The organism is Acinetobacter sp. LoGeW2-3 (assembly GCF_002688565.1).
GTDB lineage: Bacteria > Pseudomonadota > Gammaproteobacteria > Pseudomonadales > Moraxellaceae > Acinetobacter.
This window is the reverse complement of the sequence record NZ_CP024011.1, coordinates 572104-598076: the sequence shown is the minus strand read 5'-3', so window position 1 is coordinate 598076 and position 25973 is coordinate 572104. Positions and strand designations below refer to the sequence as shown.

The 25973-nt window shown below is 41.6% G+C and carries 27 protein-coding genes and 2 pseudogenes; 22 read left to right on the top strand and 7 right to left on the bottom strand.

Going from position 1 to position 25973, the window contains the following annotated elements; genetic code table 11:
* Positions 1-35 precede the first annotated feature (35 nt).
* A complete protein-coding gene (locus BS636_RS02915) occupies positions 36-680 on the top strand; it encodes a 4'-phosphopantetheinyl transferase family protein (protein ID WP_228206927.1) in 645 nt (214 codons plus the stop codon).
* Positions 681-697: 17 nt separating this feature from the next.
* Here the strand turns inward: BS636_RS02915 and BS636_RS02910 are convergent, their stop codons facing one another.
* Complete coding sequence (locus BS636_RS02910) at positions 698-1471, bottom strand: SDR family oxidoreductase (RefSeq protein WP_099337433.1); 774 nt, start codon at positions 1469-1471, stop codon at positions 698-700.
* 90 nt (positions 1472-1561) lie between these two features.
* Between BS636_RS02910 and mazG the strand changes: the two genes are divergently transcribed.
* From mazG to BS636_RS02840, 14 genes are all read left to right on the top strand, one after another.
* Positions 1562-2377 carry a nucleoside triphosphate pyrophosphohydrolase gene (gene mazG, locus BS636_RS02905; RefSeq protein ID WP_099337432.1) on the top strand — a complete coding sequence of 272 codons (816 nt, stop codon included), beginning with the start codon at positions 1562-1564 and terminating at the stop codon, positions 2375-2377.
* Entirely contained in the window at positions 2334-2762 is a 429-nt protein-coding gene (locus tag BS636_RS02900; protein WP_099337431.1) for a ComEA family DNA-binding protein, read from the top strand. Before mazG ends, BS636_RS02900 begins: the two co-directional genes overlap by 44 nt.
* A 136-nt stretch (positions 2763-2898) precedes the next feature.
* Positions 2899-4368, top strand: coding sequence for a polynucleotide adenylyltransferase PcnB (gene pcnB / locus BS636_RS02895; RefSeq protein WP_099337430.1), 1470 nt, complete (start codon positions 2899-2901; stop codon positions 4366-4368).
* Positions 4365-4850, top strand: a complete 486-nt coding sequence (folK, locus tag BS636_RS02890; RefSeq protein ID WP_099337429.1) for a 2-amino-4-hydroxy-6-hydroxymethyldihydropteridine diphosphokinase — start codon at positions 4365-4367, stop codon at positions 4848-4850. The genes pcnB and folK overlap by 4 nt, the downstream gene beginning before the upstream one ends.
* 54 nt (positions 4851-4904) lie before the next feature.
* A complete protein-coding gene (gene panB, locus BS636_RS02885; protein WP_099337428.1) occupies positions 4905-5714 on the top strand; it encodes a 3-methyl-2-oxobutanoate hydroxymethyltransferase in 810 nt (269 codons plus the stop codon).
* Position 5715: 1 nt separating this feature from the next.
* Entirely contained in the window at positions 5716-6561 is an 846-nt protein-coding gene (gene panC, locus BS636_RS02880) for a pantoate--beta-alanine ligase (protein ID WP_099337427.1), read from the top strand.
* Positions 6562-6582: 21 nt separating this feature from the next.
* Positions 6583-7434: an RNase adapter RapZ gene (gene rapZ / locus BS636_RS02875; protein WP_099337426.1), complete on the top strand. Its 852-nt coding sequence runs from the start codon at positions 6583-6585 to the stop codon at positions 7432-7434.
* Positions 7431-7700, top strand: a complete 270-nt coding sequence (locus BS636_RS02870; protein WP_008303424.1) for an HPr family phosphocarrier protein — start codon at positions 7431-7433, stop codon at positions 7698-7700. Before rapZ ends, BS636_RS02870 begins: the two co-directional genes overlap by 4 nt.
* 2 nt (positions 7701-7702) lie before the next feature.
* The gene (yjgA, locus tag BS636_RS02865; RefSeq protein ID WP_099337425.1) at positions 7703-8236 is read left to right on the top strand and encodes a ribosome biogenesis factor YjgA; all 534 of its coding nucleotides are present in this window, start codon (positions 7703-7705) and stop codon (positions 8234-8236) included.
* A 691-nt stretch (positions 8237-8927) separates the two neighbouring features.
* Positions 8928-10205 (top strand): sensor histidine kinase, encoded by a 1278-nt coding sequence (locus tag BS636_RS02860; RefSeq protein ID WP_099337424.1) that lies wholly within the window; start codon positions 8928-8930, stop codon positions 10203-10205.
* 77 nt (positions 10206-10282) lie between these two features.
* On the top strand, positions 10283-13033 hold the full coding sequence (gene glnE, locus BS636_RS02855) for a bifunctional [glutamate--ammonia ligase]-adenylyl-L-tyrosine phosphorylase/[glutamate--ammonia-ligase] adenylyltransferase (protein WP_099337423.1): 2751 nt from the start codon (positions 10283-10285) through the stop codon (positions 13031-13033).
* 24 nt (positions 13034-13057) lie between these two features.
* Entirely contained in the window at positions 13058-13984 is a 927-nt protein-coding gene (locus tag BS636_RS02850; protein ID WP_099337422.1) for a branched-chain amino acid transaminase, read from the top strand.
* Positions 13985-14058: 74 nt separating this feature from the next.
* Positions 14059-14949 carry a mitochondrial fission ELM1 family protein gene (locus BS636_RS02845; RefSeq protein ID WP_099337421.1) on the top strand — a complete coding sequence of 297 codons (891 nt, stop codon included), beginning with the start codon at positions 14059-14061 and terminating at the stop codon, positions 14947-14949.
* Positions 14950-15000: 51 nt separating this feature from the next.
* Positions 15001-15771, top strand: a complete 771-nt coding sequence (locus BS636_RS02840) for a polysaccharide deacetylase family protein (RefSeq protein WP_416202904.1) — start codon at positions 15001-15003, stop codon at positions 15769-15771.
* Here the strand turns inward: BS636_RS02840 and BS636_RS02835 are convergent, their stop codons facing one another.
* Positions 15772-16704 (bottom strand): glycosyltransferase, encoded by a 933-nt coding sequence (locus BS636_RS02835; RefSeq protein WP_099337419.1) that lies wholly within the window; start codon positions 16702-16704, stop codon positions 15772-15774. It lies immediately after the preceding gene.
* Position 16705: 1 nt separating this feature from the next.
* Positions 16706-17677, bottom strand: a complete 972-nt coding sequence (locus BS636_RS02830; RefSeq protein ID WP_099337418.1) for an ELM1/GtrOC1 family putative glycosyltransferase — start codon at positions 17675-17677, stop codon at positions 16706-16708.
* A gap of 184 nt (positions 17678-17861) precedes the next feature.
* Between BS636_RS02830 and BS636_RS02825 the strand changes: the two genes are divergently transcribed.
* Both BS636_RS02825 and rfbB read left to right on the top strand, forming a co-directional pair.
* Positions 17862-18923 (top strand): glycosyltransferase family 4 protein, encoded by a 1062-nt coding sequence (locus tag BS636_RS02825; RefSeq protein WP_099337417.1) that lies wholly within the window; start codon positions 17862-17864, stop codon positions 18921-18923.
* Between the two features lie 55 nt (positions 18924-18978).
* Positions 18979-20034 carry a dTDP-glucose 4,6-dehydratase gene (gene rfbB, locus BS636_RS02820; RefSeq protein WP_099337416.1) on the top strand — a complete coding sequence of 352 codons (1056 nt, stop codon included), beginning with the start codon at positions 18979-18981 and terminating at the stop codon, positions 20032-20034.
* A 96-nt stretch (positions 20035-20130) separates the two neighbouring features.
* Here rfbB and BS636_RS02815 read toward each other — a convergent pair.
* A pseudogene (locus BS636_RS02815) lies at positions 20131-20307 on the bottom strand (ATP-binding protein); the annotation flags it as partial.
* A gap of 102 nt (positions 20308-20409) precedes the next feature.
* On the opposite strand from BS636_RS02815, the gene BS636_RS02810 reads away from it, so the two are divergent.
* A complete protein-coding gene (locus tag BS636_RS02810) occupies positions 20410-21450 on the top strand; it encodes an IS481 family transposase (protein WP_004642076.1) in 1041 nt (346 codons plus the stop codon).
* 55 nt (positions 21451-21505) lie between these two features.
* On the opposite strand, the pseudogene istB reads toward BS636_RS02810, so the two are convergent.
* Both istB and istA read right to left on the bottom strand, forming a co-directional pair.
* Positions 21506-22108, bottom strand: a pseudogene (gene istB, locus BS636_RS02805) (IS21-like element helper ATPase IstB); the annotation flags it as partial.
* Positions 22108-23127, bottom strand: coding sequence for an IS21 family transposase (gene istA, locus BS636_RS02800; protein ID WP_099337415.1), 1020 nt, complete (start codon positions 23125-23127; stop codon positions 22108-22110). The pseudogene istB and the gene istA, both read right to left, overlap by 1 nt.
* A 51-nt stretch (positions 23128-23178) precedes the next feature.
* On the opposite strand from istA, the gene BS636_RS16445 reads away from it, so the two are divergent.
* The 4 genes from BS636_RS16445 to BS636_RS16430 are packed head-to-tail and all read left to right on the top strand — an operon-like array spanning position 23179 to position 24606.
* Entirely contained in the window at positions 23179-23472 is a 294-nt protein-coding gene (locus BS636_RS16445; protein ID WP_228206926.1) for a Na/Pi symporter, read from the top strand.
* Positions 23473-23703 (top strand): hypothetical protein, encoded by a 231-nt coding sequence (locus BS636_RS16440; RefSeq protein WP_228206925.1) that lies wholly within the window; start codon positions 23473-23475, stop codon positions 23701-23703.
* Entirely contained in the window at positions 23681-23923 is a 243-nt protein-coding gene (locus BS636_RS16435) for a hypothetical protein (protein ID WP_228206924.1), read from the top strand. Before BS636_RS16440 ends, BS636_RS16435 begins: the two co-directional genes overlap by 23 nt.
* Positions 23872-24606: a hypothetical protein gene (locus BS636_RS16430; protein ID WP_228206923.1), complete on the top strand. Its 735-nt coding sequence runs from the start codon at positions 23872-23874 to the stop codon at positions 24604-24606. Before BS636_RS16435 ends, BS636_RS16430 begins: the two co-directional genes overlap by 52 nt.
* On the opposite strand, the gene BS636_RS02790 is transcribed toward BS636_RS16430, so the two are convergent.
* Entirely contained in the window at positions 24575-25951 is a 1377-nt protein-coding gene (locus tag BS636_RS02790; RefSeq protein ID WP_099337414.1) for a dihydrolipoyl dehydrogenase, read from the bottom strand. The genes BS636_RS16430 and BS636_RS02790 overlap by 32 nt on opposite strands.
* Positions 25952-25973: the final 22 nt, after the last annotated feature.

The following is a 25973-nucleotide window of genomic DNA, read 5'->3' as shown; positions in this document are numbered from 1 at the left end:
ATTAGGTTTAATCCAAAGGTATGTGAAAGGCAATTGTGGCCAGACAGATTCAAATAAATGTATATCCGCTGGCGCCGCTGAGTAACTTAGGCATGGATCGCAGGGCACAGATTGCTGCTCGCAAACTTGAAGTCGCACAATTGCGTAACCATTGTCTATCTCAGTATTTTGAGCTTGAAGTAAATGATCAAGATATTGTCCGTACTGATTTTGGTAAGCCTTATTTTCAAGAGCATCCAGACTTCAGCTTTAACCATACGCATAGCCAGAACTTCTATGCCATGGCTATGAGCCATCGTATGCTACAGATCGGTGTAGATATTGAAGAGCTGAGTCGAAAGGTGCGTTTTCAAGCGCTGGCAGAACATGCTTTTCATCCTGAAGAATTGAAGATATGGCAATCACTGGATTGCGATCCTGAATACTGGTTTAAAGTCTGGACCACCAAAGAGGCGGTACTTAAAGCTAATGGCTTGGGAATTCGTATCAATTTGAATGAACTGAATACTCAGGTACATCCGGAGCAGGATGGTGGTATGTGTTCTCTAGATCAGCTGGGAATTTATGCCTATCAGAATTACCGGGTTGGGAATTGCATGCTCAGCGTAGCATGGCAGGCAGAGCAGTCCTGCCGTGGTTTTGCTTTTCCACAAATTCAGATTTACCAACATCCTAGATGATAAAAAAGTGCTAATAATCAGGATTTCCGAGCAATCAGCAGATTACTCATACGATTGACAAACTGCGGACTTAAACGTGACAGGTGGTATAAGAACTGGCTTTTAAGGCCGACGGGCTGATGAGTAGGAAGCAGTAAATTGTCCTTACGTTGTACCAGTTTTAAAATATCCTGAGCCACGTCTTCCGCACTCAGATGTACGCCCATTTTCTTAATACTTTCTGCCTGCATATCCTGAACCATTGCAGTATTCACAAACAGAGGCATTACATCCATGACCCGAATGCCATGTTTATGCCATTCGGTATCCAGGCTTTCAGTTAATCCGCGTACAGCAAATTTACTGGCCGCATAAGAAGCGAGATCGGCCTGACCATAGATTGCGGAAGCAGAGGATAGGTTAATCACCCGGGCAAAAGCCGCGCGTTCCAGAAAAGGAAAAGCGGCATGACAGCCATTGATGACACCTTTAATATTGATATCGACCGTACGGTGGTGTGCTGCAATCGATGTTTTTTCAAAATTCCCTGAATAAAGAATACCGGCATTATTGACCAGAATATTGATCTTGCTGGCCCAAGCTTCAAAATCCTGTAAGGCTGTTTGCCAGGATTCATAACTGGCGACATCCAGAAAGCCAGCGTGAGCATTGGGACCAAGCTGTTCAGCCAGCTGTTCGGCAAGGTCAATATTCAGATCATAAATCCCAACCTTGTAATCTTCACGGCAAAATAGGCTGGCAACCGCAGCACCGATTCCTTGTGCTGCTCCGCTAATAAAGATACTGTGCATTAAGCTCACCTCCATGTTGGTTGTTTTTAGAGCATAGCAAACATTGAGCAAAAGATATTTTCTTGTCCGATAAGATAAAGAGGTTTTAAGGTGGAACAATTACTGAGCATCATGCGTGAACTACGTGAAAAATGTCCGTGGGATCAGCAGCAGACGCCTGAATCATTAACACGTTATGCGATTGAAGAAGCGTATGAGGTTGAAGCTGCAGTGCGTTCTGGAAAAGCGGAAGATGTGCGTGATGAGCTTGGTGATCTGCTGTTACAAGTAGTTTTTCAATCGCAGATGTACAGCGAGCAAGGCGCTTTTAATTTTCAGGATGTGGTGCAAGCGATTAGCGAAAAATTAATCCGCCGTCATCCGCATGTGTTTCAGGCTGAACAATTTTCCAAACTCAGTCCTGAAGATGTGTCTATTTTATGGAAACAGATTAAGGCACTAGAAAAGCAGGGTAAACCACATTCCCGTCTGGATGAAGTAAAGCATGCCCCAGCATTGGTACAAGCTGATGAGATCCAGAAAAATGTCGCGAAGATTGGTTTTGATTTTCCTGATGTGGCTGGAGCGATGGGTAAGCTAGAAGAAGAATTAGGTGAATTTAAGGAAGCGATGACAGGGCAGAATTCCGACGAAATTCTGGAAGAATTTGGCGATTGCTTATTTTCACTGGTAAATGTTGGTCGTAAACTTGGCATCTCGAGTGAGATGGCACTACTGGGTACTATCCATAAATTCCGTACTCGATTTGCCTTGATGGAACATCAGGCAGTACAAAAAAATCTAAATATAGAAGACTTTTCACTGACTGAATTAGATCAGCTGTGGGAGCAGGCGAAACAAGAAATAAAACAACGGGCCAAACATGAAAATAATAATACTTCAGCCAATCAGCAGAGGGCTGATTAGGAGCATCCTTGCGATTTTATCTGTACTGAGCAGTACGTTTACAGTCGCTGCTGCTCAAAATGAAAGCTATGCTGACTGGAAAACCAGGCAACAACAATATGATGCCCGGCTTAAGCAACAGCAGAGCCAGACTCCTCAAAATTCTAGTAATCATTATCTGGCTAAGCCGGAGCTTTCTGCTGTTTCCAGTGCGGACAAGATCCGACTGAATTCCGCGACGGTTGAGCAGTTGCAGCAGCTACATGGCATTGGTCAGAAGAAAGCTGAAGCGATCATTGAATATCGCAACGCACATGGCAAGTTTAAACGTGTTGAAGATATTCAGCTGGTCAAAGGAATTGGTCCTGCACTATTTGTTAAAAATCAGGCTAGACTGGCATTGTAAATGGTCTAAATTTAAAGTGAATCCTCAATCATAGCTACGCTTAGGATTGACATAATCAAATTGCCCTTTAGCTGTGTAAGCGATATGATTAGCGTCATCTTAGAATTTTACGTTCAGACGTAGGAGACAGCGTCTTTTGCAAACTTTGCGCGCGTCAAAATGTGGTTTATCAACCGCTCAATTACCTTCTTATATCCTCGATGTGATTGATGCCTTAAATAAGGCTGGCTATGAAGCTTATATTGTTGGTGGTGGTGTACGAGATCTAATGCTGGGTTTGAATCCCAAAGATTTCGATGCTGTAACTGATGCAACTCCCGCTCAGGTCAAAGAAGTATTCGGACGACGTTGTCGTATTATCGGACGTCGTTTTGAGCTTGCTCATGTCTATTCTGGTCGCGAACTGGTTGAAGTGGCGACTTTCCGTGCTCCACCGAAAAAAGCAGTGACTTCTGCAGCAGGGATGATCCTGCGTGATAATAACTGGGGCACGATTGAGCAGGACTTTGCTCGCCGCGATTTCTCGATTAATGCGATGTATTACCAGCCACGCAAAGGCATCGTGCTGGATTTCTGCAATGCAGTAGATGATATTAAACATAAAACACTGCGCTTGCTCGGAGACCCAACGCTTCGATTTGAAGAAGATCCAGTACGTATGTTGCGTACATTGCGTTTTGCAGCAAAATTAAATTTCAATATTGATGAAGCCATTCTGGATATCTTCACGCCAGAAATGACCCAGTTGCTTCGAGATGTCTCTCCGCACCGTCTTTATGATGAATCGCAGAAGCTGTTTACGATGGGGCATCTGAACCGCGTATTGCCAATGCTCATTGATTTCGGCATCTGGCGTCAATTATTTGCAGATATCAAACCGGAAATCACGCCATTTATTGAGCGTGCTGCGACCAATACTGATCAGCGTATTTCAATTGGCAAGACGATTAATCCAGCATTCTTCTATGCGGTATTGCTGTGGAAGCCATTCCTGGAACGTTGTGATTTCTACTTAAGCAAAGGCATTGTGCCTGCTGAAGCACGTGCCCAAGCCGGCCTGGACGTCTTAAAACGTCAGGCAACGCGTACCATCATTCCACGTTTTGCGGAAACCTTTATCCGTGAAGTTTGGGAAATGCAAACCCGTCTGTTAAATCCAAAACCGCAACAGATTGAAGCACTGTCTGGTCATGCGCGTTTCCGTGCTGGTTTTGACTTCCTGTTACTGCGTGAAAAATCTGGTGATGAAACGGCACAGGGCATGGGTAGCTGGTGGGATGCTTATCAGCAAATGGGTGGTGACGAAAAAGAGCGTGCCATTGCACAATATAACCGTCAGCGTGCCAAGAGTCGTCGTAAGGCCACTCAGGAAGAGCATCTGGAACAACGTCTGGCTGCTGCTCAGGAAACCACTGAGATTGAGCCATTAGTGAATGAACCGGAACCACGTAGCCGTCGTACCCGTAAGCCTAAGCCGGCAGCAGAGAAACCGGTTTCTCATGCAGCTGCGAGTGCTAGTGGTGAGATCGGTCCGGATCATCCAATTATGAAACGTAAGCGTGTACAGCGTGATTTAAGCCAGGTTGTTTTTGGGCCGACACAATGATCATTACTTATATTGGCTTAGGCAGTAATCTGGGTGATTCACGTCAGATTATGGGCGAAGCGGTACAGAAACTGGCAACACTGGGAGCTGTAAAAGCGTCCCATCTGTATCAAAGTCCACCGATGGGTCCACAGGATCAGCCAAATTATCATAATGCTGTGGTGCAGTTAATCACGGATCTAGCACCACTTGATCTGCTGGATCGTCTACAGGCATTGGAACAGGAAGCGGGCCGGGTGCGTTTACGCCACTGGGGCGAACGTACGCTGGATCTGGACTTACTTATCTACGGTAATGAGCGTATTCAGAATGAACGTTTGACTGTGCCGCATGTAGGGGTGCTGGAACGTGATTTTGTATTATTGCCATTGCTGGACCTGGATGCTGAATTACAGCTGAATGGACAATCATTAAAAAACCTGGACATCGTAAAACAATCGACCCTGACTGTACTGGATCGTACCAACTGGGCGAATCTTTAATTTTTAAGTGATTGGCATGTTCGCGAGAACTTCAATTTAGAGAGGAACACCTTCATGATCAGTCTGAGTGACTTAAGACGATTCAAGGCGGACGGCCGCAAATTCTCCTGCCTGACCTGCTACGATGCCAGTATGGCCAAAGCCATGGAAATTGCCGAAGTAGATAGCATTCTGATCGGGGATTCTTTGGGTATGACTATTCAAGGTCATGATTCTACTTTGCCAGTAACTGTGACAGATATGGCCTATCACACCGCTGCAGTGCGCCGTGCGAATCAGCATGCCTTTATCCTGACTGATCTGCCATTCATGAGCTATGCAACATTGAATGATGCCTTGCAAAGCGCCCGTACAGTGATGCAGGCGGGTGCGCAGATGGTGAAACTGGAAGGTGGAGCTTGGCTGGCTGAAACTGTACAGGTGATGACGCGTAATGGTATTCCAGTATGTGTACATCTCGGTTTGACACCACAATCGGTGAATGTCTTTGGTGGTTATAAATTACAGGCACGTAGCCGTGCTGCGGCAGATCAGCTGCTTGCTGACTGTAAGGCTGTGGTTGAAGCAGGTGCTGCATTGCTATTGCTGGAATGTGTGCCTGCACAATTAGGCAAAGAAGTTGCTGAGTCGTTCCCGGAGATTCCAGTGATTGGTATTGGCGCAGGTGTGGACACCGATGGTCAGGTACTTGTTGTGCAAGACATGCTCGGCCTGAACTTTGGTCATACCGCCAAATTTGTGCGTAACTTTATGAAAGAACAATCAGGTGCCAATGCAATCCTGGATGCATTCAAGGCTTATCATGCTGCTGTGCTAGACAGCTCATTCCCTGCACCTGAACATACATTCCAGGTTGAGTTATAAGATGAAAACAGAAACTACCATCCAAGGTTTAGCTGCGTCATTAAACCCGGCTCGTTCAGCGCGTAAAATTATCGGCTTCGTACCGACCATGGGGAATCTGCACCAAGGTCACTTAAACCTAGTGCGTGAAGCACGCAAGTTATGTGATGTCGTAGTAGTTAGTATCTTCGTGAATCCGATTCAGTTTGGTCCAAACGAAGACTTTGATAACTACCCGCGTACTTTGGAGCAAGACCAACAGTTATTGGCTGAAGTAGGGTGTGACATCGTCTTTGCACCAACCGTAGATCAGATGTATGGCAACAAACCTCGTCTGACCAATATCAGCGTGTCTGACATCACCAATGACCTATGTGGTTTACAGCGCCCCGGCCATTTTGATGGTGTGGCTGTGGTGGTGACCAAACTGTTTAATATTGTTCAGCCCAACTATGCCTTCTTTGGTGAAAAGGATTACCAGCAGTTGGCAGTGATTCGTCAGTTTGTACAAGACCTGAATATTCCACTGGAAGTCATTGGTGTGCCGATTGCACGTGCTGAAGATGGTTTGGCACTCAGCTCACGTAATGGTTACCTGACTGAACAGGAACGTCAGGCTGCACCGACCATCTACCGTAGCTTGAAAGCAGCTGAACAGCAATTGTACGAAGGCGTTGCATTAGATGCAGTTTTGACAGGCATTCGCCAGACACTTACTGATGCCGGTTTTGTGGTAGATTATATTGAGGCACGTACGCCAGAATTACAGAAGATTGCTGAATTTAATCAGGATCTTGTGTTATTCATCGCGGCAAAATTAGGTAAGACACGTTTGATCGACAATTTGCAGGTAAAATATTCTGCATAGTCATTAAAAGGGTAGCAGTGCATGAAGCGCATCTTAATTGTGACAGGACAATCCGGTTCAGGTAAGTCATCTGCCTTGCAGGTGCTGGAAGACTTGGGTTATTACTGTATCGATAACCTGCCGCTGGCGCTGCTTCCTGAAATTGTCGCCAAACTGGATCAGGAAAATAGCCTTGAGCAGTTAGCTTTGGGCGTGGATGTCCGCAGTACGCGTGCTGATTTGCAGGAATTCGATCATGTCTTTGAGCAGCTACAGAAGCATGGCTCTGTAGATGTCATTTATTTGACGACGCAGGATCAAGAGTTGATTGCACGTTTCAGTGCTTCACGCCGTCCACATCCATTAGCAGCACGCTTCAAGAGCTTGAATGAATGTATTCAGGAAGAAAAGTTACTTTTACTGCCAATTCAGCTGCGCTCAACGGTACATATCGATACGTCTGACAAAAGTGTACATGACCTGAAGCATACCTTGCTGCATAAGCTGGGTCAGACCGATAACCTGATTCTGATTCTCCAGTCTTTTGGCTACAAGCACGGCATTCCTCTAGATGCCGATTATGTCTTTGATGTGCGTCATCTGCCTAATCCACACTGGGATTTGGAGCTGCGTAAATTTTCCGGACTCGATCAGCCTGTGCAGACTTTTTTAGAAAAAAGTGAGCAGGTGGAAGATATGTTCCAGGATATTTACCACTTCTTAGATAAATGGCTACCGGCTTTTGCTGAAGGACATCGTCACTACATTACGGTTTCTGTGGGGTGTACCGGTGGTCAGCATCGATCTGTTTATATTGTGGATAGACTAAAAAAAGCGCTTGAGGCAAAATGGTCTGTTCAAGTCCTCCACCGAGAAATGAAGCACTGGTCATGATTGATACGACGGTTGACGTAATTAACAAATTGGGTTTACATGCGCGGGCATCGGGTAAGCTCATTGAAGTCACCACTAAATTTCGTTCCAATATCCAGATTGGAAAGGGTGATAAGCTCGTCGATGCAAAAAATATCATGTCCTTGCTCATGCTAGGAGCGGGCAAAGGCACAACATTACGCTTGGTACTTGAAGGCGCAGATGAAGAAAAAGCTTTATCTGAAATTCAGGCACTGTTTGCGGCAAAATTTTATGAGGCAGATTAATCGTGGCACGTCGACCGAGCAGTTTAACTGAAGAAGATTTCGAATCTTTAGAGGGACGCGCAAGTAAAACCGAACAGAAAAAAGCAGTTCAGCGTATGGCTGCTTTAGGCGCACAGTTGGCAGAACTGAGTGCAAAACAAATCAAAAACCTTCCTGTTGAAGAACGTTTGATTGAAGCCTTGCTGGATGTTCAGCAAATTAGCTCACATGAAGCACGTCGTCGCCAATTCTCCCGTATTGGTAAATTACTACGTAATGAAAATGAAACTGTGATTTTGTCTTATTTGACTCCTAAACAGGGTCTGAAAAAGACAGCACAATTACAGCGTTGGGTGGATCGTATTGTCAAAGACGGTGATCCAGCGATTAACGAATTTACAAAAACTTATAATGCGACAGAGCGTCATACGCTACGTCAGCATTATTTGCGTGTACATCGTGATCTCAAAAATCAGGCACCTGAAGCAGAAGTTGCGGCATCCAAGCTAAAACTGTTCAACTATGTTCAGCAAGTAGCCCTGATTTCAGATAATTGATTTCATCTCGATGAAGAAGGCGATCCTCAAGGGTCGCTTTTTTTATATTTGAATTTTGGTCGAGAAAAAAATTATAAAAGATTAATGATCTGGATTAAGCGTACAAGCATAAATTTAAAAGATGCAGTTTATGAGAATTGTATTGGCTACTTACAATTAATCGCAGGGAAATCTCGGTTATTAACAAAAATATTGGTACTTTATGCCAGTTTTATTGTGTCTGGTTAACAAAAAGTAGACATATCAAAGAATTAAAGGAATAACAAAGTTATTTAAGCGAACAATCATTTGACAATTATGAAGTAGAAAGTAGCATATGTACTCAAAAAGATGGATTTGTTAAGTAAAACTTAATAATATTGGTCTAAATAATTTGTTTTAACTGGTTTATTTAAAAATAAATTAATGATGTGTGAGCTGGGTTCTAGTATTTAATTTAAGCGTGTGTTACAAGTGGTGGTGAAAAAGTAGGCAATGGTTTAGCTTTAGTAGGGTTATTTATAGGTTTACAAATAACGATTAATGTCAAACTTGTTTTACAATTTTTAAAGAAAAAACGAACGCATACGTAGTTAAATGTAATCAATTAATTGATCTAGATGATAGGAAATGTCGTTGAGACCGTCTAGATTATTTGTTATTGATTGTATAAATTTGGTCGAATAAATAAACATAACCACGAGAGGCAGAGATGAAGCTTAACCTTCTAGAGATAGGTCAAAATACTGAACAGCTTAGCTCATGCCGCCTGTCTCTTATTTTAGGTGTAAATACGTCCAACAACCTAATTAATACATTCTCTAAAGTCGCTCGTCGATTACTCAGGACTGAAAAGTGTTTGCTGGGTTTTCATAAAGAACCTTATATCTGGTATTCCACTGCTTCAGATTTCTGGGGTTTTGAAACACCGCCAGAATTAAACTTGCTCACTTACCTGAAAAATGATGATTATCTAGATCATACACATCCTGCCTATAGCGAGATGTCAGAATACATCCGTAATCTTGGTGTAGAGCATAAACGCATGATCTCCTTTAATCTCAAAGCCAGCGACACGCATTCGATTGGTCATGTGGTGTTTTTTGACCAGAAAGAAGATGGCTTTGATCCAGAAGATATCCGATTGGTGCAGGAGTTTGGTGAAGGTCTGGTCGGACTGATCCGCTTGCACGAAGACTATAATGAACTGAAAGAAATGTATGAGCAGCAATGTGCCATGAACTTCAGTAAGACCAAGTTCTTCCAGATCATTGCCCATGATCTGCGTGCGCCTTTCCATGGTCTGCTTGGATTCTCGGAAGTATTGGCAGAAGAACGGCAAACACTGGATGAATCGAGTATCCAGAATATTGCCGACTATCTCTGTGAAAATGCCAAATCAACCTATAACCTGCTGGAAAGTCTGCTGACTTGGGCAATGGCCGAAGGTGGACGCTTCGTTTACCATCCGATCAACTTTGAGCTAAAACAGTCGAGCAAAATTGTCTGTGACGTACTCAAAAGCCTAGCATTGAAGAAAAAAATTGAGCTGATTGATCATATTCCTGAAGGAGTGAAAGTTAGTGCCGATATCAACATGATTACTTCAGTGCTACAAAACCTGGTCTCCAATGCCCTGAAATTCACTCCGAATGATCAGCAAGGTCAGGTCATTCTGACGGCTGAAGCTGAAGATGAACTGGTTAGAATCAGCGTGCAGGATACCGGTCTGGGTATGACCGAAGAACAGATGCAAAATCTGTTTAAACCAAATCTTACCGTGAGTTTAAAAGGTACAGATAATGAAAAAGGCGCGGGTCTTGGCCTGGTATTATGTAAACGCTTTGTCGACCTGAACCATGGTCAAATTTATGTGGATTCCAAAGAAGGTCAAGGGACAACATTCACCGTACTATTGCCTAAAGCCACCAATGAACATCAGGCGTTAGCGCTTGCAGAACCAGCAGGTGCATTAAAAGAAAAAAATTAATTTCCGTCCAAAGCATTCACAGCGCTGCCAGTCACCTGTTATAACTAGAAAAAATCTTGCAGGTGACAGGACTGAAAATGAACGAAGTACAATTGCAGAAGACTTTAAGGGCAAGCCAATATGCCGAGCAGGTATTGTCCAGACACGCTGCCTTGCTGCAGCAGGATTATGCAATTGATCATTTTCAGGATGCTCTAAGTACTGAACAAATCAAACAATCTGTTACAGATATCCTTGCCAATATTAGTGATGAAACAGCATGGATGAGTGCATTACGGACACTACGTGCTCGCCTGATGTTTCGCTGGATCTGGCAGGATGCCAATCAACAAACTGATGTTATTACCCTGACGCGAGAACTTTCCGATTTTGCTGATGCTACGATTTGTGCAGCCAAAGATTTTGCCCGTATTCCTTTAGTTGCTAAATATGGCCAACCGATTGGCTATAACGGTAAGGTGCAAGAACTGATCGTGATTGCTATGGGCAAACTTGGTGCTCAGGAACTCAATCTTTCTAGTGATATTGACTTGATTTTTGCCTTTGATGAACAGGGTGAAACAGATGGACGCAAATGTATCGATGTACAGCAATTCTGCATCCTGTGGGGGCAGAAGCTGATCTATCTGCTGGATCATATTACCTCGGATGGTTTTGTCTTCCGTGTCGATATGCGTTTGCGTCCGTGGGGTGATGGTTCACCTCTAGCCATCAGCCATATCGCGTTGGAAAAATATCTCAGTCAGCATGGGCGTGAATGGGAACGCTATGCCTGGATCAAGGCACGGATTGTCAATCCAACCCCTGAAGGTGATGAACTCCTTGAAATGACACGTCCTTTCGTGTTCCGTCGCTATGTGGATTACAGTGCTTTCGCCGCGATGCGTGAAATGAAAGCGATGATCCAGCGTGAAGTACAGCGCCGCAATATCGAAGATGATATCAAGCTTGGTGCTGGCGGAATTCGTGAAGTCGAGTTTATTGTGCAGGTGTATCAGCTGATCTATGGCGGCTCCAAGCTAGAACTGCAAGATCGCCAATGTTTGGTAAGCCTTAAGCATCTGGTTGCAGCTGAACTACTGGATGAGCAGGCAGTAGCAGACCTTGAAGATGCCTATCTATTCCTGCGCCGGGTTGAACATGCGATTCAGGCCTTAAATGACCAGCAGACCCAGTCACTCCCTACCGAAGATGATCCACGTCAACGCATCGCTGACACTTTAGGTTTTGCCGACTGGTCAGCCTTTATGCAAGTACTGGATCAGAAGCGGGCTAAAGTCATTTACCAGTTTGAACATCTGATCAAAGAAAATGGACCAGAAACCCAGCTCTCTAGCTTTACTCAACTGGAACAACAGTTAAATGCGGTATTGGATGCCAATGCACGAAATCTGGTGCATGAGTTCTGGAACAGCAATACCCTAAAAAAACTACCTGCCAAAGCCTTACAGCGTTTAAAAACCTTCTGGCCTTATCTGATCGAAGCAATTCTGCAATCTGATCAGCCGCAAACTGCCTTGGTACGCCTAATGCCATTGGTTGAGTCGGTGATGCGCCGTACCGTGTATCTGGTGATGCTGATTGAAAGCAAAGGAGCATTACAACGTCTGGTCAAGATGGCAACCGTGAGCCCTTGGATCTGTGAAGAATTAACCCATTATCCGGTGCTATTGGATGAATTTCTGTCGATGGACTTTGAGCTGCCAAAGCGCAAAGATCTGGAAGATTCACTGCGTCAGCAATTACTGCGTATTGAGCTGGATCAGGTTGAAGACCAGATGCGGGTATTACGTCTGTTCAAAAAATCCAATGTACTTGCTGTCGCTGCTAGTGATGTTCTAGCAGAAAGTCCATTAATGAAAGTATCAGATGCCTTGACCGATATTGCCGAAGTGTCAGTAAATGCGGCGCTGCATCTAGCTTATCAAATGGTGGCAAAAAAACATGGATTCCCACTCGATGCAGAAGGGCAGCGCTGTTCGGTAGATCATACTGCTTTTGCCGTGATTGGTTATGGCAAAGTGGGCGGAATTGAACTGGGGTATGGTTCAGACTTGGACTTAGTGTTTATTCACTATATGAATGAACAGGCTGATACTGACGGTCCAAAATCAATTAGTGGTTTTGAATTTGCCATGCGTGTAGCGCAGAAGCTCATGTCACTCATGACCACGCAAACACTGGATGGACGGGTTTATGAGATCGATACTCGACTGCGTCCTTCAGGCGAGGCAGGTCTGTTAGTCACCAGCCTAAAAGCCTTTGAACAATATCAGTTTAAGAGTGCCTGGCTGTGGGAACATCAGGCTTTGGTGCGTGCCCGTCCAATTGCGGGTGAGGTGAGTCTACGTAAAAAGTTTGAGATATTGCGCTGTGATATTTTGACCCAAAAACGGGATATTGGTCATGTGCGTGAAGAAGTGCTAAAAATGCGCCAGAAAATGAAAGATCATCTTGGTTCTTCCAAAGAGCAAAAAAAAGATGGGATTTTTCATTTAAAACAAGATGCAGGTGGTATCGTAGATATCGAATTTATGGCACAGTATGCGGTGTTAGCTTGGAGTGGGACGAATAAAGATCTCGCCCATTACTCCGACAATGTAAGAATCCTTGAGGATGCCGCAAAATCAGGTTGCTTATCCAGCGACGATGCGACTGCTCTGATTCAAGCTTATCTCCGTGAACGCGCCGAGAGCCACCGCTTAGCCCTTGCAAATCAATCCATGCAAGTGTCTGCAAGCGACTGGCACGATACCCGAAAGACCGTTTGCAAGTTATGGCAAAGACTGATTGATCCAAGTGCAGTATTTGCACTGGATAGTGAATAATTGTGAAAAATTGGAGTTTGTGGCATGAATTTGGCTGATCGTGATGGTTTCATTTGGCAAGATGGACAACTAGTAGACTGGCGTGAGGCGAAAACTCACGTATTAACACATACCTTGCACTACAGCATGGGCGTGTTCGAAGGTGTTCGTGCTTATGAAACTCCGAATGGAACGGCTATTTTCCGTCTGAAAGAACACACTAAACGTTTACTTAATTCTGCAAAAATTTATCAAATGAAAGTTCCATTTGATCATGCAGCATTAGAACAAGCTCAAATTGATGTCGTTCGTGAAAACAAATTAGCATCTTGCTATTTACGTCCAATTATCTTTATTGGTTCTGAAAAACTAGGTATTGCTGCAACTGACAATACTATTCATGCAGTCGTTGCTGCGTGGAGCTGGGGTGCTTACCTAGGTGATGAAGCGATGGCGAAGGGTATTCGCGTAAAAACTTCATCATTTACGCATCACCATCCAAACGTGACCATGTGTAAAGCAAAAGCATCTGGTAACTACACACTGTCTATTCTTGCACACCAAGAAGTAGCACATGCGGGTTATGACGAAGCAATGCTGCTTGATCCACAAGGCTATGTATGCCAAGGTTCTGGTGAAAACGTATTCCTGGTACGTGATGGTGTGATTCATACCCCTGATATCGCTGGTGGTGCACTGGACGGTATTACTCGTCAAACCATTATTACTCTTGCTAAAGATCTTGGTTTTGAAGTGGTTGAACGCCGTATCACCCGTGATGAATTCTATATCGCTGATGAAGCATTCTTCACCGGTACTGCTGCTGAAGTAACGCCTATCCGAGAATATGATGATCGTCAAATCGGTGAAGGTAAACGTGGTCCAATTACTGAGCAAATCCAAACAGCATTCTTTAATGCGGTTCAGGGTAAAGACCCTAAATATGCGCACTGGTTAACTTACGTAAAATAAGTCGATCGGTTAAGATGAGAGGCGAAACGAAAGTTTCGCCTTTTTTATTGGGTTCGGGATAGGTCATTTCAGTTATGCATATTGTTTATGTCAGTGATGGAAAAGCAGGGCATCGCTCGCAGGCATTGGGCTTGTATAAAGCCATGCAAAGACAGTCCGAAACTGGTGTGACCTTTGAAGAAGCCTCGATTGAAAACTTGCCTATTTTCTCTTTGATTTTTTCATTGGGTAAAAGTCAGTATGCAGCACTTCAACATGCCCCTGATTATATTTTTGGCGTAGGTAGTCATACCCAATTACGGGTTTTGCTGCTGGGGAAGGTATTTTCTGAGGCTAAAACAGTAATTTTGATGAAGCCAAACTTTCCATTTTCCTGGTTTGATCATGTGGTGATTCCAGAACATGATGGCGTACCTGAAAAGGATAATGTGATTTTGACTCAAGGTGCGCTCAATCCAATTGTAAATGAAAGGCGACATCAGGAAAAAAGGATACTGATTGCTTTAGGTGGTTCGTCTAAACGTCATCAATGGAATGATGAAAAAGTGCTGGCTGTAATTGAACAAATTATAGAAAATAACTTTGAATGTGAGTTGGTTCTGACCACATCGCGTCGTACTCCTAAAGCGTTTTTAAGTGTTTTAAAAGCAAAGTCTTATGGTAAAAAATTACAGATATTTCCGGTAGAGCAGACGCCTCGAGGCTGGATCTTTGAAGAGATGCAGAAAGCAGAAGCGGTGTGGGTGACTGAAGACAGTGTTTCAATGATTTATGAGGCACTAACTGCAGGCTGTAAAGTCGGAGTGATAGAGATTGATCGTTTGAAGGAAGATAGGATTACGCAGTCAGTAAATAAATTAGGCGAATTGAAGCTTATTTCCAGTTCCAGTCAGCTTAATAAATTAGTCGCTACGATTGCTTTTAAAGAGGCAGAGCGTGTGGCAACATATCTACTTGCTCCATAAGCAGGCTCTTTTAGCGTGATATATATAGTTTTTGTTGTTCTGATAGTTGCAATGGTCTTCAGTTTAAAATATGCATGGTGGAAACCAGCAGTAGACTGGAAAAGACCACGTGTCTTGATGTATCACATGGTACGTGAACATATTGATGGAGCCAAGTTTAATAAATTACGGGTAAAGCCAGCTGAGTTTGATAAGCAAGTTGCATGGATGAAAGCGCAGGGTTTTCATTTTGTGACTATGCAGGAACTGCAGGACAATTGGGGGAATCACCCAGAAAAAACGGTTGCGATTACCTTTGATGATGGATATTTAGATAATTTAGAAAACGCTTTTCCAATTTTAGAAAAATATCAGGCTAAAGCTACTATTTATGTCGTGGTGGATCGTCATGACCGTGATTGGTCAACCTATAAAAAAGCCCATCACAATAGTGGTGAATTAGCACATGAGCCAAAGCTAAATGATATACAAGTGAAACAATTGTCTAATTCAGGCTTGATTGAAATTGGTTCACATACTATGACCCATGCAAATTTGTCCAAATTGGATGATGTAGCATCTCTGAAGGAATTAACGGAATCTAAACATCAGATTGAAGCTCTAATTGCCAAGCCTGTGACAAGTTTTGCCTATCCATTCGGGATTTATTCACAGCGTGATGTAGAGCTGGCGAAACAGGCGGGTTATAGCAATGCTGTGACCACAAAAGAAGGTATAGACAGTATTTCGCCAGACTTTATGCAGCTGCAGCGTATCAAGATTAGTGGGAAAGACTCGCTGTTTGCGGTGAAGCTGCGCTTGAAGTTGGGTAAACGAGCGTAATCACGCTCGTTTATTAATCTTACGTACATGATCAAGTTGGTTAAAATAAGTAGTAAGCTTTTGATGATGCTTGTTCCAAGTGCCTATAGGACTAATGTGTGCAGCTAAATAAATTAATAAATCAGAGAATTTTTTCTCAGGTCGATGTCGAATACTTTTCCAATAGGTTGAAAGTGCTTTTTTAGTTAATAATTTTTTATCCTGTTCATTTATATTGGGGTAATCATGAATAAAGTCATCAATAGTAAAGAACATATCATGGTGCTGTTGCTCTAAATGACGTGATAAGCGATTTTCACCACGAACTGACTTGGTTTCGTTTGCATCTAAAAGAACAAAAACACTATGTAAATTACTAGCAATAATTTTTTCAGAATGTTTGGCTAAACTTAAGGCCAGTGATTCATCTTGAATAAATATATTTTCATTACAGCCTTTTGATTTTAAAAATAATTCTCGCGTACACATCACGCACATTTGCATAATATTATTTTTAAGCACATAGTTTAAAGGAGTAGTACTAGACTCCCAGATTCCAATAGTGTGTTTTTGAATTTCATCTGAATCGTGAATCTTTACTTTTTCTGCATAGCATAAGTCTGCCTGATGTTTTTGCATTTCATCTAAAAACATATTTAAGCGATTAGGGGCTAGAATATCATCAGAATCCATAAAAAAGAGATAATCACTGGTTGCAGCCAATGCGCCTTGATTCAGTCGAACAGCAGGGCCTTGATTATCTGTATTTTGAATGATTTTAACTTTAGGATAATGCTCTAGTAGATATTGGGAATTAATAGTCCATTCTGGATCTGTAGAACAATCATCCACCACAATAATTTCATGTAAATTTTTATCTTCAGGTTGTAATGAATCAATCGTTCTATTAAGCAATAAACCTTTGTTGTAATGGGTGAGAATGACTGAGATCATTTTAATATCCTAAATTACGTTTAAATGCTTGAACAATCGGTCCAATTAAATCTAAGTCTTGGGTATTTTTTAACTCAGGACGCTTAAAATTCTCTGTCAAATTTTGTCTCTGAATTAGATTATATTGTAGATATTTACGATTCAAAGTCTCCAAAATAGATTTGGAACTATAAATTGAGCTAACCAGACGGCCACTTTGAATTGTTTCTGCCAGCATGGAAGTACTATCTTCCGTAACAAAAATATAGCTGGATTGTTTAATAAGCTGGACTAAAGATAAAGCATTTTCAGTTTGAACTAAATGTAATTGAATATTTGAAGGAATAGGGGTCTTTTGAAAATAGTCTTCTAAATTAGGTGTGCGGCGAGAATTGGTAATTAATCCTTTCAACTGATTTTGAGCACAAAAGGCAATAAATTTTTCAATCATTTTTTCAAAATCTTCAGATGAAAAAGGATGCTCATCTGTCGGACCACCTAAAACTAATAAAGCCGTAGTTTGATCAAGCTGATCTTCCTGTAAGGTAAAAAAGTCTTTTTTTACTGGGGGAGTGGTTAACACTACTTGGTCAGAGTCAGTCGTTTGTTCTATTGCTGTAATAGTACAGTTGACCAACTGTCCATTTACCTTACGCAAATCGCCTGCATAAAATATTGGAACTTTTAATTTCCGGCTTATCGCAAGGCCATAGAGCAAATTTGGCATGCCTGAACAAATAATACAGTCAATATTTTGTTTGGGTGGCAAATCTTTAAAAACAATACGTGAGCAAAGATCGAATAAATAAGGATACCAACTCAGTTTTTTTAACAGGCTGATCTGCCATTTTTTTATATCAGGAGTTTCAGCTTTATTTAAAGTTGTTGCATAAGCTGTTTCTAGGCAGTCATATACGCCAAGACTGGGATTTAAATGTCCAGCACGTTGGTCATGAATCAGGAGAACTGCAAGGCTAGGTTTGCTTTTCATCATATTTGAAGGTTTGATCTATCTATTTGTTATGGTAACAAAATTCTATAGCATTGTCAGATGGGGGATAAGCCATGGATAGGAAAGATTATTTTCAGAGAGATGATGGTTTATCTATCTCGAAAATATTAGAATAAAAGATCAATCCAATGAACGATTGGTAAACTTACTGCGAAGGCTCTTTTTCTTGAACACGTTAAAAATCATTCACACTGTATATGGTGATGCTTCGGGTGGGCGTTGGCAAGCTATGCTGAATACTTTCGATGCACTCGCGAGTAAGGGGCATGAAGGTATCCTAGTATTTGGCGATGAAAATAGAAAACTGAAATCTGAACATTATCCGAAATTTCTTCTGAATAGTTCTGGTTTTTATGATTTATTCGCTGCAGTGAAATTGGCTTTATGGTTGCGTAGCTATCGTCCTGATGTGGTGATTGCTCATAGTGGACGTGCAGTTTATTTATTTAAAAATGCAATATTTCTTGCACGAATAAAATGCTCTGTTATTGCAATGAACCATAGCCATAATGTTAAAAGAACGATAAGAGCAGATGGATTTATTCATATTACGCCTTATGTTGCGCAATGTGTTGCAGAAGCAGCAGAAAAGAAAGGTGTAGATTTAACTAAAAAAAACCAAGCTATTATCTCCAATTTAATTCATTTACCCGATGAACAACCATTTTTTAGTAATACATTAGGACAGCCTGTAATCTTAGGTATTATGACTCGTTTGGTCGAATATAAAGGTACACATTTAGCAATTGCTGCTGTAGAGCAACTGAAGCAAAAAGGATATCAGGTTAAATTATTAATTGCTGGGGAAGGAGAGCAAAAGGAATCACTGATCCAGCAAGTGAAAGATTTAAAATTAGAAAATGAAGTCAAGTTTCTAGGGTGGGTTGGTGGTAAAGATAAAATAAAGTTTTATAAAGAGATTGATATTGCCTTGGTTCCTACCATGAATGATACTCAGCCTTTAGCTATATTAGATGCTTTTGCCTGGGGAAAACCAGTGGTTGCTAGTGACCACATTAGTGTGCAGCAAATCATTAGGGATAATGAAAATGGAATAATGGCTAAATGTGGTGATGTTCAAGATTTATCTGAAAAATTAGCTAACCTCATTATGGACCCTATCAAAAGATCGAATCTTGTTGTTTCTGCATATCGAGATGTATTGGATCATTATGAGTTCAATAAAGTAGTGGATAAGTTGGATAGCTTTATTTGTTCTCTTTTTTAATATGATTTATTGAATTAGATACTATAATTCACTAGAGCATCAATTGGTTTAGGTTATGAAGTTTTTAATTACTGGTGGAGCAGGTTTTATTGGATCTGCGGTTATTCGTCATATTATTAACCATACAGACGATGAAGTATTGAATATTGATAAATTAACCTATGCGGGTAATTTAGAGTCTCTAGTTGAAGTTGAAAAAAATACTCGTTATTCATTTCACCAAATTGATATTTGTGATGAAGTTGCAGTAGCACAAATTGTTAAAGATTTTCAGCCTGATATTGTCATGCATTTGGCAGCAGAATCCCATGTAGATCGTTCTATTGATGGACCCGCAGAGTTTATTAAAACAAACATAGTAGGTACATATACGCTTTTAGAGGTTTTAAGAAAATATTGGCTGACATTAGGTGGTGATAAAAAAGCCAAATTTCGTTTTCACCATATTTCAACGGATGAGGTATATGGTGATTTAGAGGGAACAACAGAGTTATTTACCGAAACAACTTCTTATGCCCCTAGCTCACCGTATTCTGCGAGTAAGGCAAGTTCGGATCATTTGGTTCGCGTATGGTATCGAACTTATGGTTTTCCTACTATCGTTACTAATTGCTCAAATAATTATGGACCATATCATTTTCCAGAGAAGCTGATTCCACTCATGATATTAAATGCTTTGGATGGAAAACCACTTCCTGTGTATGGAAATGGCCAGCAAATCAGAGATTGGTTATTTGTTGAAGATCATGCGCGAGCTCTTTATCAAGTTGCTTGTCAGGCAGCGGTAGGGGAAACCTATAATATTGGCGGACACAACGAGAAGCAAAATATAGAAGTTGTACGAACAATTTGTGCGTTGTTGGATGAACTAAAGCCTCGTGACGATAAGCAATCCTATACAAGTTTGATTTGCTATGTAACAGATCGTCCTGGACATGATGTACGTTATGCAATTGATGCTTCAAAAATTGCTAGAGACCTTAACTGGAAGCCGTTAGAAACTTTTGAAACAGGCTTACGTAAGACAGTTGAATGGTATTTAAATAATTTAGAATGGTGTCGTCGAGTTCAAGATGGCAGTTACCAGCGTGAAAGATTAGGTGTGAATTAATCATGGATAACAAGACAAAGGGTGTCAACGGCATTTAAAAACTGACCCCTTTTACCTTACGAATGGCAAAGTAAAATTGACCCCTTTGATTTCCTATTAAGTTTCAACCTGAGGCTGAATCCCAATTCTTTTTTTATCCTTCAAACGATAACTCTCACCTGATATTTGTACGACATTACAATGATGCAGTAACCGATCTAACATTGCAGCAGTCAATGTCACATCATCTGCAAAGGATTTTGCCCACTGGCTAAATGGTAAGTTACTCGTCAATTGTATTAGTTCAGACTTGATCGTACATTCTTCTTGAAAAAGAGAAAGTTACCCGTTTTGATAAAGGTGTCGAAATCTTAATCAAACAAAGGTAACTTTCTTATGTTGCATACTAACAATCAAATCATTAAACACAAAGTAGGTCTGCTCAATTTAGCTGAAGAGCTTCAGAATGTATCCAGAGCATGCAAAGTGATGGGTGTTTCAAGAGATACATTTTATCGCTATCAAGAGTTAGTGAAGTCTGGTGATATTGACGCACTGATCAATAAATCCCGTCGAGTACCAAATTTAAAAAACCGTGTAGATGATGCTACTGAACAGGCTGTTATTGATTTCGCAATTCAATATCCCGCATATGGTCAGCACCGTACTAGTAATGAATTACGCAAGAAGGGTGTATTCGTTTCAGGGAGTGGGGTTCGCTCTATATGGCTTCGTCATGATTTAGAAAACTTTAAGAAGCGTTTAAAAGCACTTGAGGCTAAAGTGGCACAGGATGGTATTGAATTAAATGATCAGCAGATTGCGGCACTTGAACGTAAGCATGAGGATGACGTTGCTTGTGGTGAAATCGAAACAGCTCATCCAGGCTATTTAGGCGCGCAAGACACCTTTTATGTCGGGAATCTCAAAGGTGTTGGACGAATCTACCAACAAACATTCATCGACACTTATAGCAAGGTCGTTCATTGCAAGCTCTATACAACAAAAACACCGATTACAGCGGCTGATTTACTCAATGATCGTGTGTTGCCATTTTATCAATCTCAGGACTTACCAATGCTTCGCATCCTCACAGACAGAGGTACTGAGTATTGCGGTAAGGTAGAACAACATGACTATGAGTTGTATCTGGCAGTTAATGATATTGATCACACGAAGACAAAAGCAGCTTCCCCGCAAACAAATGGTATATGTGAGCGTTTCCATAAGACGATTTTGCAGGAGTTCTATCAAATTACATTTAGGAAGAAGCTTTATAGCTCATTGGAAGAATTACAAGTTGATCTAGACGATTGGCTGAAATTCTATAATACTGAACGAACTCATCAAGGAAAAATGTGCTGTGGTCGTACACCACTTGAAACTTTACTTGATGGAAAACGGATTTGGGCTGAGAAAAATTTAGCTCAAATTTAACCTGACAGGCACAATAAAAAATGGGTAACTGTCAGATCAGGTTTGAGCTAGTACACGTCAATATCGTACTGCCTTTTTCATAACGCTTGGCAATCACGTTAAAGAACAGATTCGCTTCTTCACGCCCAAAGGGCAAATAACCAATTTCATCGATAATCAGTAATTTCGGGGCGAGTATCACGCGCTGCATATAGCTTTTCAATTTACCTTGCTGATAGGCTGTACTAAGTTGCAGCATGAGATCAGCAGCGGTAATAAACTTGGTTTTGATATTGTTCATGATGGCCTTATAGCCCAATGCCATGGATAAATGTGTTTTTCCAACACCACTAGCACCAAGAAACACCACATTTTCTGCTCTCGGGATAAAGCTCAGGTTGAACAACTCAACCACCTGTGATTTGGGAGCACCCAGTGCATAATTAAAATCGTAGCCTTCCAGCGTTTTCACTTGAGGCAGCCCTGAAAGTTTCATTAATACCTGCTGACTACGCTGTTGCCTAGCAGCATATTCATGCATCAGCATGGCTTCAACAAAGTCAGCATAACTTCCATCCTGACCTAATGTTTGTTGTGCATGATGTGACCATTGTGATGCGATGGCGGGTAGATTGAGCTTTTGGCAAAGCTGCTCTATACGTTCGTATTGCAGATTCATCATGAAGCTCCCAGCAATTGGTCATAGACTGATAATGGATGCTGCAGACTTTCGTAGGGCATTACATGCTGTGCCGCTGCAATAGGCACAGTGCCGGAAACCGTATTTGATCGCGGTAATGGCGCAAATCTTTCCTGCTCCTGCTGCAGACGAATAACCGGTTTTGCTTGTGTGGTGGCATGGATTCGCTGATTGGCTGTTTCATGTAGCCATCGACCAATATGTGCGTTGGCGGTCACCACATCTAAAGTCAATCCTGCAGTCTTTAAAGTTGCCTTCAATGGCACAATAAAACTGGATTTTAGATAGCTGTTAAAACGTTCAACTTTACCTTTGGTTTGTGCACGGTAGGGCTTACATACGCGGGGGCGAAAGCCATAATTCTTGGCACAGTCGAGCAGTTTGGGGTTCCATTTATGCTGCCCCTCTTGATAAGCATCCCGCTCAATCATAATAGTTTTGGCATTATCAAACAGGATTTCCTGAGGCACTCCGCCAAAGAATTGGAATGCATTTTCCAATCCATCAATCCATGCTTCAGTGCGTTCGTGATCATAAAATTTGACAAAGGTTGCTCTGGAGTAACCCAATGTGGCTACAAATGCTTTTAAAGTCGTGTTGTTGCGTCGAATCGTGGTGAAGTCAACCTGCATTTGTTGGCCAGGTTGAGTTTCAAAACGAATAACGGGTTCCGGTTTGGCGACTGGTTTTAATGTTGCAAGATATTGCCTCAATATCCTGATCTTTCCTGGATATCCAAACCTTAAAATTTCCTGGTAGAGCACAACGGCAGGAATCCATTCAGGATGTGCTGCATTTACACGTTGGAGTAAATAGGGTTTATATGGATCAAGAATACTAGTTCTAGGTTGTGTACGCCGATACTGAGGTGTTTCCTTGTGCCGTAAATATTTACGCACAGTATTTCGGGACACCCCAAGTTCACGACTGATCCCTTTAATGGATAGACCTTGTTGATGAAGAATTTGGATTGTCACTGCTTGCTCCAAAGTTAACATGTTGAGCAGTCCAAAATGACCGCTATATTAACCAAGGGGGTCAGTTTTTAAATGCCGTTAGGGGGTCATTTTTACACTGCCGATAACACCACGATTGGTTTTGTGAGTGCAGGTGTACTGACCTTTGCTCAATGGGTTGGGGTGATTATCGGTGCGAATATTGGCACTACTACTACCGGCTGGATGGTGGCACTGCTTGGGGTCAAATTCTCGATTGGACAATTTGCTTTACCATTAATTGCAACTGGTGCTTTACTCAAGATTTTAGCTCAGGGTCGGGTAGCATTAATAGGGTTAACAATTGCAGGTTTTGGTCTGATTTTCTATGGAATAGAGTTGTTGTAAATGGCGATGTCTAGTCTTTCAAGTCATATAGATCTTTCAGTATTTACTGTTCACAACTTTTTCTCGAAGCTATTACTGGTCATGATTGGCCTGGTGATGACGGTCATTTTACAGTCATCCAGTGCTGCAATTACGACTACGATTACTGCATTGGCGAGTCAGATCATTGGTTATTGGTCAAAATATTGGAACTGTGGCTACGGCAGTCTTGGCAGCGATTGGTGCGAATAGTAATGCGCAAAGAACGGCTGCCGTACATGTAGGTTTTAATCTAATGAGTGCAACTTTTGCATTTGTTGTATTAAGTCCACTTTTTCTTTGGTTATCTAAAAAAGGTCATTTGCTGGCTTCTTGGGATTCTGTTGTTATTGTTGCAGCTTTTCATACGGCATTTAGTCTGTGGGGGGCAGTGTTATTAATGCTTTTATCGAACAGTTTAAGCATTTTCTAACCTGGCTGATTCCTACAGATGATGATAGTTTGATTCAGTCTTTGGATGAGTCAAGTCTTTCAGTACCGGCAGTGGCAGTTGCGAATGCTGAACATGTCATTGATCAAACGGTGTGGCAACAATATGGATGGTTCATTGCAGCATTTAAAGATGGACAGCTGGTTGCAGCCAGTCAACTTAAACAACAAGATGAACTCATTGCAAAGCTCAAACAATATTTGGCTCAAATTACTGTACCTGAAAATACCAAAGAGCAGGCACGTTTATTGGCACTACTCAGAAAAGTTGTCTATCTCAAAGTATTCCGCAGTGATTTGGAGCAATTGTCTTATAGTTTAGATATTCGGACGCAGCCTGCTTTATATCAAGTTTTATTGGATTTTGTTGAAACTTTTGGAAACTCTTGGAAGGATGCTTCAGATTTACAAGATTATGATAAAAATCAGATGTTGCACAGTGAACTGATTTTGTTAGAACAATGGACAAAACAGCATCATGCTGAACTTCGTGAAAAAATTAATCAGTATGCTTCTAGCAATCAATTAAGTGCTGCTAGAACCTTGGAATTACTTGCAGCACACCGCTGGCTGGATCGGTTTATTTCCCATAGGCAGCGCTTTGTAAATGTATTAAGTGAAAATGAACTTAATACTAATCAGTCAACTGACGACGTGCATGTTTAAGTGCAGTACGTAGGCCTTCTTCTAGGGTTGGATGATAGAATGGTTTTTCTAGAATCTGATCAATTGTCAGCTCTTCACCAATCAGCCAAGCAAGTAGATGTGCTAAATGTTCTGCCTGAGCACAAAATAGCTCTGCACCTAAAAGTTTACGTGTAGACCTGTCTACATATATTTCTGCACCCCCCATATTGGTTGCTTCCACTCGTGCTCGGCCTTGTCTTTCATAAGAAACAAAACCCGTAACAAAATCAGTTCCTGCACTCTGTAGTTGCTGGTAATTCTTTCCTATAATGGCCATCTCGGGCTGACTAAACACAATGCCTAAAGGAGTCAGTTTTGGAATTGCTTGTATATCTGGATAATTCAGACAATTTTTAACGATTTTTTTACCTGCGTATGCTGCTTCATGTTGAATAGGGGCATCAGGTGCAGCATCACCTACAATGAAAATAGGGTGATTAGCTAACTGTTTTGTAGAGGAATCAATAGGAAGATTTTTGATGTCTGTATAAGAACTATTAATCTTTTCTAGTTCGAGTTGATCGAGATTGCTAGTCCTACCAGTTGCCGCTAATACGTAGTCGACTTCTAAAATTTCTGATTGATAATTTTGCTTAAATTTAATTTGAACTTTATTACCTTTTTGGATCATCTCATCAGGGACAGTTTTAAATTTAATTTCAAGTTCTGAACTGAGTTGTTGTTGTGCGAGTTCCTGGAGTACAGGGCTTGTAAGAGAACCAACTTTTTGACTACGAGCGAAGACAGTAGTTTTTACTCCTAAGCGTTGCATCGCTTGTGCAAGTTCAATTGCAATCACACCACTACCAATTACTGCCAGTGACTGAGGGAGGGTAGTAAGCTCAAACACTTCATTAGAGCTAAGCAGCCGATCACCTAGTGCTTCTTTTTGTTTCGTATCGATATTAGGTCGTGAACCTACGGCAAGAATAAAACTTTTAGCTTGATAAGTTTTTCCATCTACTTCTACTGTTTGTGAATCAACAAAGTTGGCATGACCTGAAATTTTATGTTTTGGATTCCATTGATTGACTTCTTTAAGAGTAGCCTGGGTAAAGAAATCACGTAATTCACGAACACGTGACATGACATTTGTAGAGTCAACCTTAGTATTTACATCCAAAGCTAAATCACTTGCATGCTGAAGCAGGTGCATACGATTGGCTGAGGCAATCAGGACTTTGCTGGGCATACAGCCGACTCGTGCACAGGTGGTATCCCAAGAACCAGCATTAATGATCAGGATATTATCGGTGTGTTTGATTGCTTCTTTATAGGCGGTGATGCCTGCGGTGCCTGAACCGATGATGATGAGGTCGTACATACTTACTCTATTGGAATAATTT

Excerpts from the sequence above, each read along its gene's own strand:
- BS636_RS16445 (WP_228206926.1), top strand. The coding sequence starts at position 23,179 with ATGCCGTTAGGGGGTCATTTTTACACTGCCGATAACACCACGATTGGT.
- BS636_RS02860 (WP_099337424.1), top strand. The coding sequence starts at position 8,928 with ATGAAGCTTAACCTTCTAGAGATAGGTCAAAATACTGAACAGCTTAGC.
- folK (WP_099337429.1), top strand. The coding sequence starts at position 4,365 with ATGATCATTACTTATATTGGCTTAGGCAGTAATCTGGGTGATTCACGT.
- BS636_RS02870 (WP_008303424.1), top strand. The coding sequence starts at position 7,431 with ATGATTGATACGACGGTTGACGTAATTAACAAATTGGGTTTACATGCG.
- BS636_RS16440 (WP_228206925.1), top strand. The coding sequence starts at position 23,473 with ATGGCGATGTCTAGTCTTTCAAGTCATATAGATCTTTCAGTATTTACT.
- BS636_RS02835 (WP_099337419.1), bottom strand. The coding sequence starts at position 16,704 with ATGATCTCAGTCATTCTCACCCATTACAACAAAGGTTTATTGCTTAAT.
- BS636_RS02900 (WP_099337431.1), top strand. The coding sequence starts at position 2,334 with ATGAAAATAATAATACTTCAGCCAATCAGCAGAGGGCTGATTAGGAGC.
- istA (WP_099337415.1), bottom strand. The coding sequence starts at position 23,127 with ATGTTAACTTTGGAGCAAGCAGTGACAATCCAAATTCTTCATCAACAA.
- panC (WP_099337427.1), top strand. The coding sequence starts at position 5,716 with ATGAAAACAGAAACTACCATCCAAGGTTTAGCTGCGTCATTAAACCCG.
- BS636_RS02840 (WP_416202904.1), top strand. The coding sequence starts at position 15,001 with ATGGTCTTCAGTTTAAAATATGCATGGTGGAAACCAGCAGTAGACTGG.
- panB (WP_099337428.1), top strand. The coding sequence starts at position 4,905 with ATGATCAGTCTGAGTGACTTAAGACGATTCAAGGCGGACGGCCGCAAA.
- BS636_RS02790 (WP_099337414.1), bottom strand. The coding sequence starts at position 25,951 with ATGTACGACCTCATCATCATCGGTTCAGGCACCGCAGGCATCACCGCC.
- BS636_RS02810 (WP_004642076.1), top strand. The coding sequence starts at position 20,410 with ATGTTGCATACTAACAATCAAATCATTAAACACAAAGTAGGTCTGCTC.
- BS636_RS02850 (WP_099337422.1), top strand. The coding sequence starts at position 13,058 with ATGAATTTGGCTGATCGTGATGGTTTCATTTGGCAAGATGGACAACTA.
- rfbB (WP_099337416.1), top strand. The coding sequence starts at position 18,979 with ATGAAGTTTTTAATTACTGGTGGAGCAGGTTTTATTGGATCTGCGGTT.
- BS636_RS02910 (WP_099337433.1), bottom strand. The coding sequence starts at position 1,471 with ATGCACAGTATCTTTATTAGCGGAGCAGCACAAGGAATCGGTGCTGCG.
- BS636_RS02830 (WP_099337418.1), bottom strand. The coding sequence starts at position 17,677 with ATGATGAAAAGCAAACCTAGCCTTGCAGTTCTCCTGATTCATGACCAA.
- glnE (WP_099337423.1), top strand. The coding sequence starts at position 10,283 with ATGAACGAAGTACAATTGCAGAAGACTTTAAGGGCAAGCCAATATGCC.
- rapZ (WP_099337426.1), top strand. The coding sequence starts at position 6,583 with ATGAAGCGCATCTTAATTGTGACAGGACAATCCGGTTCAGGTAAGTCA.
- BS636_RS02845 (WP_099337421.1), top strand. The coding sequence starts at position 14,059 with ATGCATATTGTTTATGTCAGTGATGGAAAAGCAGGGCATCGCTCGCAG.